Source organism: Rhodococcus sp. 14-1411-2a, assembly GCF_002259485.1.
In the GTDB taxonomy this organism is placed as follows: Bacteria; Actinomycetota; Actinomycetes; order Mycobacteriales; family Mycobacteriaceae; genus Rhodococcoides.
The window spans coordinates 288,049-303,623 of record NZ_NPGA01000008.1 but is presented as its reverse complement, the minus strand read 5'-3'; the positions used below and the strand labels follow the sequence as shown (position 1 = coordinate 303,623).

Genomic DNA, 15,575 nt, shown 5'->3' with positions numbered 1-15,575 from the left:
ATCACCGTCCACGGCACCATACCTAAGTGGGTTCTCGCCACCGACTGCCCTACTCCAATCCGATCGCGGCCGCCGGTGCCGTGGCTTCCCGGCTCGAAGCCTGGTTCCCGAAATACAGCGCGTCCAACACCTCAGGACTTGTGGCCCCCAAAGGAATGGTGGCCAATATCCGTGGGGGATGGGAGCGGACCGCATCGTTCACCCCGGAGCAGGTCACGATGACCGTCGACTTGAGACTCAGTCCACGCACCACCCCGACGCAGGCCAAACGCGAACTGACCGCCGCAGTGCGGGAGATCTCGGCCGACCTCGGCGACGTGCGTATCGACATCGAACCGGTTCTGTCGATCGCGGGGGAGTCGTCCGACGAAGATATGTGGTTGTGCCGCAGCGCGATTCGTGCTTGGGCGGACGTCGAGGGTCGCGCCCACGAACCGACGTACGACCAGAGCGGAGCAACCGACGCGAACATCCTGCGTAGCCGCGGGATTCCGACCGTACGGGTCGGCATGCCGAAAGTGGCGAACGCGCCGTTCGAAGTCGACTTCGCCATGGGCATGAACACCGTGGACCTCGACGAGGCCGTGAAGTTGACGCACTACCTGGTCGAAGTCGCGATCGACACCGTCACCAGCTCGCTCCAGGAAGTAGGACTTTGACCCATGGCAACCGTAGTACTCGGCGTGGCCGCGTCACACAGCACGTTGATGAACACCCACTGGGAAGAAACGAGGCACAAGGCCGAGGCAGAGCGCTTCCGTGACGGACTGCGTACCACCCGCGACCGCATCGCGGCCGTTGCACCCGACGTAGTGATCCTGCTCGGCTCCAATCACTTCCGCGGCTTCTGGCACGATTTGATCCCCGCCTTCACCATCGGAGTGGGGGAATGCATCGCCAGCGGCGAGTCAGGAACCCCCCAAGGGTGATCAACTAGTGGACGTCGACCTCGCGCGGCATCTGGCGAACGACATGGTCGAGGGCGGAGCGTTCGACCCAGCGTTCTCTGCGCGCCTGCAGATCGATCACGGTCAGTCGCAAGCGATCCAAAACCTGCTCGACGGAATCTACGTGCCCATAGTTCCAATCGTGGTGAACGTCTTCGCGCCACCGCTGCCGACCTTTGCACGGTGCCGCGAGTTCGCCGCGGCTCTTCGAGAGTCTCTGGAACGGGAGTCGTCCAGTAAGCGGGTGGTCGTCATCGAATCGGGTGGTCTTTCGCACCGGCTTCCCTGGCCGGACTGGCGGGAGCCGCACGGCGACGACGAAGACTTCATGGTGCAAGCGCGGCTGGACGGTCGAGACAACTGGTCGCAGTACGACATTCGGCGTCGCGAGATCATTCGTGCCGCTCAGTCGTCGATCACACCGTCGTTCGATGATTACGTGCTGCGCTTGTTCGAGAAGGGCAACGCGGACGAAATGGCCGACTACTCGACGGACTACGTCGAAAAGGAAGCAGGGAACGGGGCGCAGGAACTGCGCACGTGGCTGATGATGTCCACCCTCCTGCGTGACGTCGCGGGTGAACGGGTGGCGTACGAGGCGATCCCGGAATGGCTCACGGGCATGGGAATCACGATTCTCGACCCCACAACACAGAAACAGGAGATCTCATGACCATCTGGACCGAATTGGCAGGCCTGGATTTCTGCATGAAGACGGTCGACGCAGCGGGCGTCCCGACGCGGTCGCTTCAGGCGGGGTCGGGCGACGAGGCCGTGATCTTCCTGCACGGAACGAGCGGCCACCTCGAAGCGTTCGCCCGCAACATCGCGGTCCACGCCGAGTGCCACGCGATCGACATGCACGGTCACGGATACACCGGTAAACCCGACTATCCATACGAGATCCCGCGATACGTAGAGCATCTCGCGGCGTACATGGATGCAGTCGGACTGTCCCGCGCACACCTGGTCGGTGAATCCCTGGGTGGATGGGTGGCGGCGTACCTCGCATCCGATCAGCCGGAACGCGTTCTGTCGCTGCAACTTCTGGCGGCGGGCGGCACGGTTGCCAATTCCGTGGTCATGGATCGGATCAAGTCGTCGACCATGCGCGCAGTCCAGACCGACGACATCGAGCTGACGCGCTCTCGCATGCATCTGGTGATGCACGACCCGGCCGACGCGACGGACGAGCTGATCGACGTGCGCCACCGCATCTACCATCAGCCGGATTTCATCGCGAACATCGGCAATCTCTTGACGCTGCAGAGCATGGAGACCCGCCAGCGCAATCTGCTCAGGCCCGACCGCCTCGCGAAGATCGTCGCCCCGACCCTCGTGGTGTGGGGGGGCAAGAGAACCCGTTCGGCGACGTTCCCGAGGCACGCAAAATGGCCGCGGACATCCCGGGCGCACGTCTCGAACTGTTCGACGAATGCGGGCACTGGCCTCAGCACGAGCAGTACGAGCGGTACAACCCACTCAGTCTCGACTTCGTCGCCAAGGCGTCGGCAACGGTGGCCTGACACTCCTGATCATCCCACTACCGACTCGCACATCCGGCCGACGACACCGACAAGGTCCTGATCTTTCGCGACGAACACGGGGTGTGGACTTCGACCTGGCCACCAGCGGGTACTTTTCATGGCCACGGACAGTCGGTCCCGGCAACGACTCACGGCATTTTGGCCCGATCGTGGCTACTCAACCGCGTCGCCGAACGGCGATCGTGGCCGCGCCGGCCTCGGACGCGTTTCACGCTGAGTGCGTGGCATAGACAGCTCGTTCGAATTCCTCGTAGACAGCCATGAATCCGGGGGTTACGAACGGCAGGAATTGCGAATAGATGGACGCGGCGATCCCGTTCGTCGGGTCGACCCAGAAGTGTGTGTTGGCCAGGCCAGCCCATGAGCCGGACAGCGGGGCGCGCAGCCCCGGCCGTTGTTCCCGATTCAGTTGTAAGCCCCAACCCCAGGTTTGGTGCGCCCCGGAATGATAGTCGGAACTCGAGGCTGGATCGGCAGCCGGGATGGTGGCGGGCATGTCGAGCTTTCCGATCTGCGGAGTGAAGGCTTCCCTCACCGTTTTTTCGCTCAGAATCCGAACTCCGTCCAACTCACCCCGACGCAGAAGCATCTGCTGGAATCTGATGTAGTCACGCGGCGTGGAATATAATGCATGGCCGCCGGCCCACCAGTCGGGCTCTTGCGGCCAGTCGATGTCGGTCACGCTCCAGCCCTTGTCTGTCAGCGCGTAAACGGGCACCAAGGATTCACGTTGTTCGACACTGGGGCTGAAGGTGGTATGTGTCATCTCGAGTGGACCAGTCACGTGATCGTGTACCTGGCGGGGTAGAGAGTTCCCGGAGACGACCTCGATGATCTTTCCGAGGTAGTCGGTATTCATTCCGTACTCGAAACGCGTTCCGGGATCGGCAACCAACGGCGCCGTAAACGCGGCGGCGTTCCCTGCTAGAACATTGGGTGTTCCGGTCGCCTGTTCCCAGGCGAACACCTCGGGGCTCCAGAACCAGTAGGTCAATCCCGATGTGTGAGTTAACAGGTGACGAATGGTCGGTTGCGTCGACGGAGTGCGGAAGCGGGGTCCGTCCGAGGTCATGGCGTCGAGGACCTGAAGCTGGTCGATTCCCGGGACGTATGCGCCGGCGGGGTCGTCGAGCCCTATCTCGCCGCGTTCGACCAGTTGGAGCGCGGCGACAGTAGTGACCATCTTGGTCATCGATGCCAGCCGGTATGTAGTGTCCACATCGACGATATCTTCCGTCACGGGGGTTCGTCGGCCGGCACCGCCTGAGTAGATGATTCCTTCGCGGTCGGCGACGACGGCGCTGATGTTCGGTGCAGCGCCGGTGTGGACCGCTCGGAACAATATCTCGTCGAGTACTTCCTTCATGTGTCCATCCTGTCGTCGATTCGGGTTGAGTTGGTAAAGCAGTCACTGACCGGCACGTTGATGTGCTGGCTGTCACACTCAATCAGAAAGGGAAGACGGTCATCACCTCTGAAAAGAGGTGCCGCGACGTCCGACCGCGTCACACTCTTAGACGTGGATTGGGCGGACACGGGCATTCGTTGAACGCTGGAGGTGGGTTACACGATGAACTGGGATTCAGCCGGATCGGAGCCGGCGTTTGCGCCGCCCGGTAGAGCGATGCGGCTGCCACATCAGGAGCGATCGACGGACCCCTTGTTGGGCATGCTGCTCGATGTGAGAAGCGTGTTCGACCCCGAATCGTCGTTGACCGTCACCCTGCAGGAAGCGGTAGGCGACGCAGGCGGCTGTTCAGCTGTCGCCTGGGTCGCGCTGCCCGAGTCCGACGGTGGTCTGGTCATCGAACGGGTTCTGGGACAGCGCACAGAGTCGTTGCCCCAACTGCATGTCGGTGCCGGCCAGGGGATCACGGGAAAGGTGTTCGAGCGGGCGCGGATGCAGTGGGTGCAGGACTATGTCGGCGCAGAGTCGATCACTCATGAGTTCGACTCCATCATCGAGGACGAGCGGCTCCGCAGGCTGATCGCCGCGCCCCTCGGCGATCTCATTGAACATCCGGGAGTTTTGACGGTCGGGCGACGTGATGCCGGCGAGTTCGGTGGAGAGATGATCGCGCGTATCGCGGATCTCGCGAATCGGGCAGGTGCCGCGTTGGAGATCGCTCGGGCAGCACGGGCCAATGCCGCGGCAGCAGCACTCGCCGAACGACGCCGTTTGAGCGAGGATCTGCACGACGGTGTGGGGGCACTCCTGTTCTCGCTGGCCTCGCGTACCGAGCGATTGCAGCGCCGCGTCGCCGAGCGGGAGTTCGCGGAGGAGATCGGTGCGCTGGCCGGCGAACTCGGTCAGATCGGTTCGCTGGTACGAACGCTCGTCGCCGACTGGCATTCGAGCGCCACGTCCGACCTGTACGCGGAGGTCGAGGGGATCGTCGAGGACTTCGAACGAAGGAGCGAGATCAATGCCCAAGCGGTGTTGGTCGGCAGTCTTCCACCGATGAATGCCTCTGTGATTCAGGCAATGACGAGATTCATAGGGGTCGCGCTGTCGAACGTCGAACGACACTCACAGGCCAGACGGGTGACCGTCACGCTCTCCGGTCTGCCGGACCAGGTCGCCGCTGTGGTGTTCAATGACGGCCCCGCCCCGGCCTCGGTGATTCCGGGAGTCGGACTCGGTGGGGCGGAAGAGAGGATCATCAGGCTGGGTGGGTCGTTGACCGACATCACCGAGGACGACGGCGCCGGATTCACTGTACGAGCACGGATTCCGTTGTGACGAGCGTCTACGTGGTCGACGACCACCCGATCGTCGGGCATGGAGTTCAACTGATCCTCGACGGCGAGCCCGATCTGACCTTCGCGGGTGCCTCGGGTGCGCTTCCCGACGCAGTGTCGGCGGTGGCGCGGATACGGCCCGAGGTCATCCTTCTGGATGTGCGGTTGCCGGGTACAGATGCGGTCCGCGCCGTCAAAGCGCTCCTACAGTCGGGACCGTCGTCGCGGATCGCGCTGTTCACCGCAGATCCCTCTCACCCCCACGTGCGCGGCGCACGGACTGCGGGAGCAGTGGCGACCCTGGCCAAGGACACCGCACCCGGCCGACTCCGGGAACTCATTCGTGAGGTGGCGGCCGGCGTAGCCATTCCGAACGAGGGCATCGAGGCCAGCATCTTCACCGCACGTCAGCTCGATGTGCTGACTCTGGTGGCGGTTGGATTGACCAACCAGGAGATCGCCGACGAACTCGGCGTTCAGCCGACAACGGTCAAGACCTACTGGCAGGAGGCGATGCAACGCCTCGGGGTTCGTAATCGCGCTGAGGCCATAGCTGTGGCGTACCGACAGGGATTGCTCTGAGCGCACCCTCCGAGTGCAGGTGACACCAGACACATCATTACCGGTCCGCACTACAGTGCATCGCGTTAGAGAAGGCACCGATCTGCACGAGCCCGGCGAGCGCGGGACTGTCCGGTCGTGAGCCGGTGAGCGGCGACAGGCAGTGGACTTCGAACGGGAGCAGCCGGGCTGGAGTGACGCTCTTCTCCCGGAGCACTGGTACAGGCCCGATGGCCATCTGTCTTGTCCGCCATGCGGGACGAATAAAAGGCAATGGCGCCGGGGTATGTGACGTGTCGGGCCTTTGAAGGGCATTGCACACCCACCGTTCGGGGGTGCCCTACGTCATATGGTCCTTCGTACAGTGCCCTCATGTCGCAATCCTCGTACAGCCCAGCATCGATTCTCCCTACCGCCGCAGCTCAGTACGGTACGAAGTGCGCGTTGATCACCGACACCCGATCGTTGAGCTACACCGGGCTGAACGACCTCAGTGACCGCGTTGCGGCGGCGTTGGTCGACAGAGGTGTTGAACCCGGGCAGCTCGTATCACTGTTCTCACAGAATCGCTGGGAGTGGGTCGTTGCCTATCACGGCATTCTCAAAGCGGGCGCGGTCGTCAATCCGATCAACGTGATGCTGACGTACGACGAGTTGGCCTTCGTTCTCGACGACTGCGAAGCCGTCGCCGTTTTCACCAGTTCCGATCACGCCGGACGTGTGGTCGACGTGGCGAACACGATGCCACGACTGCGCGACGTCATCTGCTTCGACGGGAACATCGCAGGCTCCACCGATTTCACCGATATGACGTCGTTCGTCGGCTCCGCACCCGAGGTGGACATCGACGCTGCGGGCCCGGGCTCGGTGGGATACACCTCGGGAACGACCGGCCATCCCAAAGGGGCTGTGCAGAGCCACCGCGCCGTCCTGCTGAATTGTGCTCTGACCGCCACCATGCACGGGAGGACCGACAGTGATGTCGTCGTGACCGCTCTCCCGACGCCCCACGTCTACGGCAACGTCGTGGTGAACGGCACGTTCATCGCCGGCGGCACCGTCGTCCTCATGCAACGGTTCGACGCGACCCGCGCGCTCGAGCTCATCGAGCACCACCGCGCCACCATGTTCGAGGGTGTCCCGGCGATGTATTCGATGATGCTTGCCGAGGACACCATGGCCGATCGCGACATCTCCTCGCTGACACGGTGCACGGTCGGCGGTCAGACCATGGCCACGTCCACCATCGAACGGTGGCAGACGCGTGCGGGAGCGCCGCTGCTCGAACTATGGGGTATGACCGAAATCGCCGGGCTCGGTGCCACACATACCGTGCACGCACCGGCGTCCCCGGGTTCCATCGGCGTCTCGATTCCCGGCACCGAACTCAAGGTGGTTGATCTGACCGACCCGTCCGTCGAAGCGGCATTGGGTGAGCCCGGCGAGCTGATGGTGCGGGGCCCGATCGTGATGATCGGATACTACGGAAACCAGACTGCGACCGACGAGGTCCTCGAAGCGGACGGCTGGCTGCACACCGGAGACATCGCAACCAAGGACGACACCGGACACTACTTCGTCGTCGATCGCCGCAAGGACATGATCATCACCGGCGGCTACAACATCTATCCGGCCGAGATCGAGCGAGTCATGGCAGCGCACCCGGACGTCGCGCTCGTCGCCGTCGGCTCTGTACCGGACGAGGTGAAGGGCGAGCTTGCTTGCGCGTACGTCGTTCGAACCGCCCGTTCGCAGGTGACCGGCGAGGAGCTGATCACGTTCGCCGCGGAACGTCTCGCGGCATACAAGCGACCGCGCCTGGTGCGTTTCGTGGACTCACTCCCCACCACATCGTCCGGCAAGATCATGCGCAGACGTCTCCATGAGCACGCGTCGCCGTGAGAGCAACGACCGGTCGGTAGCGGCGGGCCGACGAGTGAACTACGAGGTCTTGCACGCGAACGCGCGGACCTGGCTGGCTGCATATCTCGCGCGGTGTCGTCGTCGAGCGGCCTGTACGGCGCGTTTTGGCGGAATCGACCAACTTTCCACCGACCACCGCGGTCGATGCTGGGGTCGAGGTGCTGTCCAATGTCACTTGGTGTCGCGGCAGGCGTAAACAACGGCGCTCGCGTCAAGGCCTCAGACGCCCTATTCTACGTAGCGAACAAGTTCGACAGTGGTTCGCAGGAGTCTCCGGAGTGTAAGTACCCACTGCGGGCAGCTCCACCTAGTCGGTTTCCAGCCTTGCGCGCCCCTCACGACACGAAGGTCCAGTCCCACACATGGGGCCGTACCTTCGGTCATGGAGCCGAATTCAATAATCCGGTGCTGGATCGCCTTCCTGAATTTGCCCCCACACCCAGGCATGCACGTCGGGAGCCCGAGGAGTGGGTTGTTCGGCACAGCATATGCGTGCGCAGCGGCTAACCGTGGGGTGCAGCGACGTACCCGAATGAACTGGACAAGGCAATCGGAGCTCGAAATCTGCTGAGAAAAGCGAGGCGCAGAACACCGAATGCGAGCTCTAGTGCGCTATGGTTTTTCGTACGTGCATGATACCGGCGGAGGGTACGAGATTTGCCGAGGTCGGTGCTGAACCTTCGCCATGAATAGAAGGAACGAGCAGGTGAGCGCACCCACACCGTTGGTCGGTCAGATCGCGGCTCAGGTCATCGAGCACATCCGGACCAGTGCCTATGAGCCCGGCACGCGGCTCGCTGAGCGGAAGTTGGCGGAACAGCTCAGGGTGTCCCGTTCACCGATCCGCGGTGCGTTGGCATTGCTCGCGCGCGACGGCATCGTCGAGACGACCGACCGCGGCGGGTACGTGGTCCTGAAGTCCGCCGACCACCTTCCGGCTACGCCGACCGACGCTAAGTCGGCGGGGGAGGAGACCTACCTGCGGGTCGCGCGACATCGCCTGGAAGGTGACCTGCCCGACCGCATCACTGAGAAGGAACTCGCTCGTCGCTATCACCTCACGCGGGCGGAATTGGCCGAGCTTCTCCGCCGCATGGCCAGTGAGGGGTGGATCGACAGGCTGCCCGGATACGGCTGGGAATTTCAGCCGATGCTGACCTCGATGAAGATGTATCAGGACAGTTATCACTTTCGCCTGGTCATCGAACCCGCAGCGATTCTCGAACCCACTTTCGTGCTCGACAGGCCCGCATTGGAAGCCTCGACAGCGGCTCAGCAACAACTCGTCGACGGCCGGATCTGGGAAATATCGAACGCAGAACTGTTCGATCTCAACTCCCATCACCACGAAGTCATCATCGGCTGCAGTCGGAACGCGTACTACATCGACGCGCTCAAGCGCATCGACCGCACACGTCGACTCATCGAGTACCGCCAGACACTGCAGCGGGAGAAGGGCGTCGTTCGGTGTCGTGAGCACGTACAGATCGCCAATCTCCTGCTCGACGGGGACAACGCCAGGGCGAGCACGTTGCTCTACCGCCATCTAGCGACCGTGAGCGTGGAGAAGACTCGGAGCAGCTGACCTGCCCGGTCGGGCAGGAGCGGTCTGCGGTCACCGTACGGCGGCGGATATCGTGTCGACAACTGCTTTGCTGAAAGCGACGGTACCGAGCGGCCCACCGATGTCGCGGGTGCGGGAGTCCGGGTTGTCGAGAACGAGATCGACTGCACGAGAGATCATCTGACCCGCTTCGATGAGAGCGGGGTCGTTTTTTCGCTGACCGATCCAGTCCAGGAGCATCGCGGCCGAGAGGATGAGCGAGGTGGGGTTGGCGATGTCCTGGCCGGCTATGTCGGGGGCCGACCCGTGCTGGGCCTGAGCCACGCAGATGTCGGTACCGGCGTTGATGGCCCCGCCCAAGCCGAGGCTCCCGGTGAGCTCGGAAGCTTCGTCGCTGAGGATGTCGCCGAACATGTTGGTGGTGACGATGACGTCGAATCGTGAGGGCTGACGGATCAGCAGCGCTGCCGTGGCATCGACGATCAGTTCTTCGAGTTCCACGTTCGGATAGTCGGCGGCGACCTGGCGCACTTCGCGCAGGAACAGGGTGTCCGACAGCTTGAGGACGTTCGCCTTGTGCACCGCGGTGACCTTCTTGCGTCGGGTTGCCGCTAGCTCGAACGCAGCGCGGGCGATGCGCTCGCACGCGGCCGCGGTGACCTTGCGAACGGACAACGCCAGATTTGCGTCGGGCATGAATTCGCCTGTGCCGGCAAACATGTTGCGGTCGGAATAGAAGCCTTCGGTGTTCTCCCGCACGATCACCAAGTCCATGGGCTCTCGGAGGATGGTCAGGCCTTCGCGGGAGCGGCACGGCCGGATGTTGGCGAACAGCTCGAAGACGGTGCGCAGCTCGGCCGACGGATTGATCCCGCCTTCGTCGCGAGAGGGGTAGTCGTAGTGCGAGACCGGGCCGAGGATGACGCCGTCGACCTCCGGGATACGGGCCATCGTCTGCGGGGTCAGGGTCGTTCCCGCGGCCGCGAGGGAGGACAGGCCGATCTCGTGGGTCTCGAATCGAAGGTCGAGGCCGAATTCACGGTCGGCCGCCTCGAGTACGGCGATGGTCGCCGGTGTGACCTCGGGACCGATGCCGTCTCCGGGCAGGACGAGGATCGAGGTGCTCATGTGTTTCTTTCGTGGGGTCGGTGACGCTGTGGCGGTGACGATGTCGCCGGACTCGAATACACCTGCTCAGGTGTCGACGCTCGGTGCGCTGACGACGACAATTCCGTCCTCGTCGCTGAAGACCTGGTCGCCGGGATGGAATACGACGCCGCCGAACGCGACGGGGATGTCGGTCTCACCCTCGCCCGTCTTACGGCTTTTGCGCGGGTTGGTGCCGACTGCTTTGACGCCGATCGGTATCCGTGACAACGGTGTTCGATCTCGGACGGCGCCGTTGACGATGATTCCGGCCCATCCGTTCTCGGCGGCCAGCGCTCCGTAGATGTCTCCGATGAGTGCGCTGTGGGTCGAGCCTGCGCCGTCGACGATCAGGACTCGCCCGTGACCCGGTGTCTTCAAGGCGTCGGTGACGACGATGTTGTCGTCACGGCAGCGCACGGTCGCTGCTGCGCCGGCGAATCGTTCGTGTCCTCCGTAGTCGGTCATCGACAAATCACAGGAGCGAACGGTGTCTCCGAGGATGTCGGCGAGGTCGGCTGTGCCGACGGTGCCGTCGAGGAATTGCTGCTGGTCGATCATGGTGTGCCCCTGTTCGTGGTGAGAATACTGTGCGGTTCAGTTACGGCCCGGTTTGACGACGAGAACGGGCTGGTCGACTTCGAGGAGCAACCGTTGTTGGGGGCGGCCCAGGATCATCTTGCCCAGGGCGGAGCGGTGGCGGGTGCCGAGGACCAGTAGCCGCGGGGCCAGCTCGGCGATCCGTGTAATCAGGGCACCGGTCGGATCCTCGGTGGGGTCGACCAGGTCGAGGTGCCACGAAGTGTTGTTCGGCAGTGCGGCCGAGACACTGGCGTGCACTGCGTCGTGTTCGGCCTGGTGCGCTCCGGCTGCCGAGGAGCCGGACCAGGTGGTCAGGATCTGCAGATTCTCGCTCGGGTCGACGGTGCCGGCGGCGGCTTGGAGGGCGACCTCTCCTTCGTCTGTGTGTTCGTAGATGACGGCGACGCTCATGTGTGGTTCCTTTCGTGGTTCTACCGGTCGGGGTGTCAGGCGAGGTAGAAGATTCCCGAGGCGAAGAGTGCGCCGATCGTGCCGAGGAGGGTCTTGAGGACGGTCCAGGTCTTGAGGGTCTCGATGACGTTCATCCCAAGCAGTCGTCCGACGAGCCAGAAGCTCGCGTCGTTGACGTGTGGGAGCACTGCGGATCCGCCGGCCATGACCAGAACTGCGGCCGCGGTCTGAACCGGGGAGAGGCCGGAGTCGACGATCGAAGCGCCCAGCAGTCCCGCCGCGGTCGTGATGGCGATGGTCGTGCCGCCCAGGGCAACTCGCATGATCGCGGTGATGAGGAAGATGGCGGCGACGAGGGGGAGGCCGGTGGATTCGAGGGTGTCGGCGAGTGCGTCGCCGATACCGCTGACGATGAGTACGGCGCTGAACATGCCGCCGGCACCGGTGACCAACAGAACGGGCGCGATCGGCTTGAGGGAATTGTCGAGCATGTCCTCGATGACGTTCCTGGTCTGCCCGCGGCGAATTCCCAGCGCCCACATGGCAGCGAGGACTGTGATCATCAGGGCGACGGGGATGGAACCGATCAGCTGCAGGATGGGGACCCAAGCCGCCTCGGCGTCGATGCTGCCGGTCTTGGCGAGTGTGGTGGTCAGGGTGTTGAGGAAGATCAGAATCAGGGGCAGGAAAAGCAGTGCGAACATGGTGCCGACGCTCGGGGCATCTTGTGTCACGAGGGTGCGGCGGGGCGCGGTCGCCACGCTGGTACGTCCTCCGCCGTCCGTGGGTGCGGGCCCGCCGCTACCGTCGCTACTGTCGTGCCCGGCGGTGGTGGTCGTATCGGGTCGCGGGTCGACCTGCGGGCCGCCCATGAGTGCCTCCGGAATGGGCAGATCGATGCGCTTGCCGATCCATGACCCGTAGAGGTAGCCAGAGAGGAACCACGTGGGAATAGCGACGAGGAGTCCGAGGAGCATGACGAGGCCGACGTCGGCCCCGAGGAGTACACCGGCGGTGACGACACCCGGATGCGGGGGCATGAAGACGTGCATGGTCGACAGGGCTGCGGCCGGGGGGAGTACGTAGAGCAGCATGTTTCCGCCGAGGCGTCGTGCGACCGCGAGATAGAGCGGCAACATCACCATGAACGCGGCGTCGAAGAAGATGGGAAATCCGAAGAGTAGCGACGCCAGTCCGAGCGCCAGCGGGGCCCGTTTCTCACCGAGCTTGTCGATGAGGAAGTTGGACAGGGCGAGTGAGCCGCCGCTGGTCTCGAGGAGCCGCGCGAACATGACCCCGAAGGCGATCAGGAGGGCGATCTCGCCGAGAGTCTCGCCGAAGCCGCCGAGGATGACGTCCATGATCTCGGACGGGGGGATCCGAGTAGCGAATGCCGTTCCGATGCTGACGATGACCAAGGCGATCAGCGCGTGCAGCTTGAACGCGAGAATGAGCACCAGGAGCGCGGCGACGGCCGCGACGGCGATGACTAGCAGGGGTCCCGCGCTGAGTTGCGCGAATTCGAGCTCCATGGAGGTTCCTTACCGGCGGGTGCCGTGGCACCCGGGCGATCGTGGACGGAATGGGGGGGGTACGCGCTCAGCGGGGCATCCGGGACGATGCTGGCGGGTGAGCCAGCCCACTATCGAACGCCACATGGTCTTTTGTCAACACCTTGAACCAAATACCACAAGTTGATCGCAGGACTTCGTTGATTAGATCGGGTTGCAGGGCTGCACGCGCCGCGCTTTGATCAAGCATTCACGGTCATCTCTAACCGTCGGTGGTACATTGATGTTCTATTAATCCACATCAGGGTTCCCGCTATCAGTTGTTTAGCAGGTGACTGAGGCGGACGTGCCCAGACCGATCCGGAGGTTGTCGATGGTGCAGAAATGGACGCCCGCGGCGTTCGTGCGAGGCGGAACCAGTAAGGGTCTGTTCTTCGACGAGGCCGACCTACCCGCGGATCCGAGTGACCGCGACGCGCTGTTTCTGTCCGCCCTCGGTTCACCGGATGTGTACGGCCGCCAACTGGACGGAATGGGCGGCGGTCTGTCATCGCTGTCCAAGGCGGTCACGGTGGCGCCGTCGACGAGACCGGGAATCGACGTCGAGTACACCTTTGCTCAGATCTCGGTGGACAAGCCGATCGTCGACTACGCCGCGAACTGCGGCAACCTCGCCTCCGCGGTAGGGCCCTATGCCGTCGATCAGAAGATGGTCGCAGCCGCGGACGGTCCGGTGAGCGTGCGGATCTACAACACCAACACCAGCAAGGTCATCGTCGCCCATTTCGACGTCCTCGACGGTATGGCGCGCACCGACGGTCCCCTCGCCATCCCTGGCGTCTCCGGAACCGGTGCCCCCGTGAAACTCGAATTCCTCGACCCGGGAGGCGCGCGTACAGGCCGCCTGTTGCCTACCGGCGCTGCGACCGACCACCTGACCACGTCAGCCGGCCCTATCGAGGTGTCCCTGGTGGACGCGACGAACCCGGTCGTTTTCGTTCGAGCGGACTCGGTGGGACTGTCCGGGCACGAGAGCGTCGCCGAGCTCGAGGCGACCAGTGCTGCGCTCGCTGTGCTCGACGAGCTACGTCGGCAGGCAGCGGTGGCGATGGGGCTGTGCGATCGGCCCGAGGATGCCCCGCTGTCCAACCCGAAGATCGCCATCATCGCGGGCCCGCGGGACTATGTGACCCTCAGTGGAATGCCGGTCGACTCGTCGACCTACGACATCTCGATCCGCATGATCTCCGTCGAACAGGTCCACCGAGCAGTCACGGTTACCGGTGCTCTGTGTACTGCTGTGGCACAGCAGATCCCAGACACGCTGGTCGCTCGGATCGCCGAGCCGCGACGCGAGCAGCTGCGTGTGGGGAGCCCGTCGGGTGTGTTCGACGTCGCGGCTGACGTCGCCGTCGACGATGGCGGTGTGCTTCAGGCACGAAGCGCAACGCTCTACCGCACGTGTCGAAGATTGATGCAAGGCTCGGTGGCAACGCAGAATCCACTTTCCCTCCACCTTTGATATTTTCACCCGGCGCACTATAGAAGGGTTGAAGAGGACGCCAGAACTGCCAAGGTGTACTTCACCGACTGAGGGCCGACCGCCCGAATCGCTACAACGTTGCGTAAAGACCGCATCGTGCCATCGCTGCGGCACTGTCTCGATCTGCAACGACGCCAGGATCCTTGGACAGTGGCGTCGACCTTCGAGCAGCTCAACGGTGCGCCTGCACAGGTTCGGCGGCAGCGCGAGGACGGATCCTGGGGACCGTGGCTGCAGACCGCACCGGTGGACAGCACTGCCGACGACCGCCACGTGGCTTGACGTAATGCCGATTAGAGGACTGGCCTCACGTCAACTCCTCTTGACGGTGCGGCAACTACCGTTGTTGACCTGATCGATCGCTGCGGGTAAGCGTCGCGGCAGCTTGGATCGAACTTGCGTCGCCACATTGCTCGCAGGTCGCTCGGAATCGCAAGTCCAGTTCGAGCCGCCACGGCCTTCCGTGGTCGGGGACGATCCGGTTTTGACGATTCGTGGATTTTCAGCAAAGCAACACGATCGCCGGGCCGCGTCCGGTCATTCCGGTAGGGGAGTGGGTTGGTACGCCAGCAGTTTCCATCCGGTCTTGGTCAGTTTCCACACGGCGAGGCACCGGTTTCGCAACGTCTTGTCTGCGCCGCCGGCGGTGATGTCGGCGTTCATTTCTCCGATGACGAGAGCCGTTGTGTCACTTACGATTCGGATGAAGTCTATCGGATGGTCGATGCGGTGGTAGACATAGAAGCCGCCGCGAACTTTGTCGAGGTAGGAGTCGAGGGTGTCGGTGACACCGTTGGAATGGGTGTAGGCCAAGTCGGGGTGGCACAGCTCTGCGAACTTGTCGTAGTTCTGTTCGAGAATGGCGTTGTACCTGGTGTCTTCGAGTTCCCGAATGACTGCGTCAGTGGTCTTGATCATGAAGTGGACTCCGGGACATGAGGTTGGTTGTCAGGTTGTTTGTGCTCGTGCGACTTGCACCGGTGCTGGACCGAACGCGTAGCGAGCCGCGTTCGGTCCAGAAAGATGACCTCGAACGTGGCCCGAGGTCAGCTCTGCGGCCATTCCTGAGTGCCGGCTCCCACCGAAGCGAAGAGCCTG

16 protein-coding genes are annotated in these 15,575 nt (G+C 63.3%); 10 read left to right on the top strand and 6 right to left on the bottom strand.

Annotated features, from left to right (window positions below; all coding sequences use genetic code 11):
• The first annotated feature begins 26 nt into the window (after window positions 1-26).
• From CH291_RS05330 to CH291_RS05320, 4 genes are read left to right on the top strand one after another with little or no spacing between them, the layout of a single operon-like run.
• Window positions 27-659, top strand: a complete 633-nt coding sequence (locus tag CH291_RS05330; protein ID WP_230598260.1) for a hypothetical protein — start codon at window positions 27-29, stop codon at window positions 657-659.
• Window positions 660-662: 3 nt separating this feature from the next.
• On the top strand, window positions 663-929 hold the full coding sequence (locus tag CH291_RS27115) for a hypothetical protein (RefSeq protein ID WP_230598261.1): 267 nt from the start codon (window positions 663-665) through the stop codon (window positions 927-929).
• A 7-nt stretch (window positions 930-936) separates the two neighbouring features.
• Window positions 937-1,620 (top strand): catechol 1,2-dioxygenase, encoded by a 684-nt coding sequence (locus CH291_RS05325; protein WP_230598263.1) that lies wholly within the window; start codon window positions 937-939, stop codon window positions 1,618-1,620.
• A complete protein-coding gene (locus CH291_RS05320; protein ID WP_230598265.1) occupies window positions 1,617-2,534 on the top strand; it encodes an alpha/beta fold hydrolase in 918 nt (305 codons plus the stop codon). Before CH291_RS05325 ends, CH291_RS05320 begins: the two co-directional genes overlap by 4 nt.
• Before the next feature lie 168 nt (window positions 2,535-2,702).
• Here the strand turns inward: CH291_RS05320 and CH291_RS05315 are convergent, their stop codons facing one another.
• Window positions 2,703-3,860: a serine hydrolase domain-containing protein gene (locus CH291_RS05315; RefSeq protein WP_094613505.1), complete on the bottom strand. Its 1,158-nt coding sequence runs from the start codon at window positions 3,858-3,860 to the stop codon at window positions 2,703-2,705.
• A gap of 204 nt (window positions 3,861-4,064) precedes the next feature.
• Here CH291_RS05315 and CH291_RS05310 point away from each other — a divergent pair, with 204 nt between their 5' ends.
• The 4 genes from CH291_RS05310 (at window position 4,065) to CH291_RS05295 (ending at window position 9,305) form a co-directional block, all read left to right on the top strand.
• Window positions 4,065-5,237: a GAF domain-containing sensor histidine kinase gene (locus tag CH291_RS05310; RefSeq protein WP_094686861.1), complete on the top strand. Its 1,173-nt coding sequence runs from the start codon at window positions 4,065-4,067 to the stop codon at window positions 5,235-5,237.
• Window positions 5,234-5,818, top strand: coding sequence for a response regulator transcription factor (locus tag CH291_RS05305; protein ID WP_032391791.1), 585 nt, complete (start codon window positions 5,234-5,236; stop codon window positions 5,816-5,818). The genes CH291_RS05310 and CH291_RS05305 overlap by 4 nt, the downstream gene beginning before the upstream one ends.
• 351 nt (window positions 5,819-6,169) lie before the next feature.
• Window positions 6,170-7,699 (top strand): class I adenylate-forming enzyme family protein, encoded by a 1,530-nt coding sequence (locus CH291_RS05300; RefSeq protein ID WP_032391792.1) that lies wholly within the window; start codon window positions 6,170-6,172, stop codon window positions 7,697-7,699.
• 727 nt (window positions 7,700-8,426) lie between these two features.
• Complete coding sequence (locus tag CH291_RS05295) at window positions 8,427-9,305, top strand: GntR family transcriptional regulator (protein WP_230598268.1); 879 nt, start codon at window positions 8,427-8,429, stop codon at window positions 9,303-9,305.
• Between the two features lie 30 nt (window positions 9,306-9,335).
• On the opposite strand, the gene CH291_RS05290 is transcribed toward CH291_RS05295, so the two are convergent.
• From CH291_RS05290 to CH291_RS05275, 4 genes are all read right to left on the bottom strand, one after another.
• Entirely contained in the window at window positions 9,336-10,412 is a 1,077-nt protein-coding gene (locus tag CH291_RS05290; protein WP_032391794.1) for an isocitrate/isopropylmalate dehydrogenase family protein, read from the bottom strand.
• 66 nt (window positions 10,413-10,478) lie between these two features.
• On the bottom strand, window positions 10,479-10,991 hold the full coding sequence (gene rraA, locus CH291_RS05285) for a ribonuclease E activity regulator RraA (RefSeq protein WP_032391795.1): 513 nt from the start codon (window positions 10,989-10,991) through the stop codon (window positions 10,479-10,481).
• A gap of 36 nt (window positions 10,992-11,027) precedes the next feature.
• Window positions 11,028-11,423 (bottom strand): universal stress protein, encoded by a 396-nt coding sequence (locus tag CH291_RS05280; protein WP_032391796.1) that lies wholly within the window; start codon window positions 11,421-11,423, stop codon window positions 11,028-11,030.
• 35 nt (window positions 11,424-11,458) lie between these two features.
• Window positions 11,459-12,955 carry a GntP family permease gene (locus CH291_RS05275; RefSeq protein WP_032391797.1) on the bottom strand — a complete coding sequence of 499 codons (1,497 nt, stop codon included), beginning with the start codon at window positions 12,953-12,955 and terminating at the stop codon, window positions 11,459-11,461.
• A gap of 352 nt (window positions 12,956-13,307) precedes the next feature.
• On the opposite strand from CH291_RS05275, the gene CH291_RS05270 reads away from it, so the two are divergent.
• Window positions 13,308-14,456: a 2-methylaconitate cis-trans isomerase PrpF family protein gene (locus CH291_RS05270; protein WP_032391798.1), complete on the top strand. Its 1,149-nt coding sequence runs from the start codon at window positions 13,308-13,310 to the stop codon at window positions 14,454-14,456.
• Window positions 14,457-14,573: 117 nt separating this feature from the next.
• On the top strand, window positions 14,574-14,759 hold the full coding sequence (locus tag CH291_RS05265) for a hypothetical protein (RefSeq protein ID WP_080735648.1): 186 nt from the start codon (window positions 14,574-14,576) through the stop codon (window positions 14,757-14,759).
• Between the two features lie 255 nt (window positions 14,760-15,014).
• Here the strand turns inward: CH291_RS05265 and CH291_RS05260 are convergent, their stop codons facing one another.
• Window positions 15,015-15,395: a nuclear transport factor 2 family protein gene (locus CH291_RS05260; protein ID WP_032391799.1), complete on the bottom strand. Its 381-nt coding sequence runs from the start codon at window positions 15,393-15,395 to the stop codon at window positions 15,015-15,017.
• Window positions 15,396-15,575 lie beyond the last annotated feature (180 nt).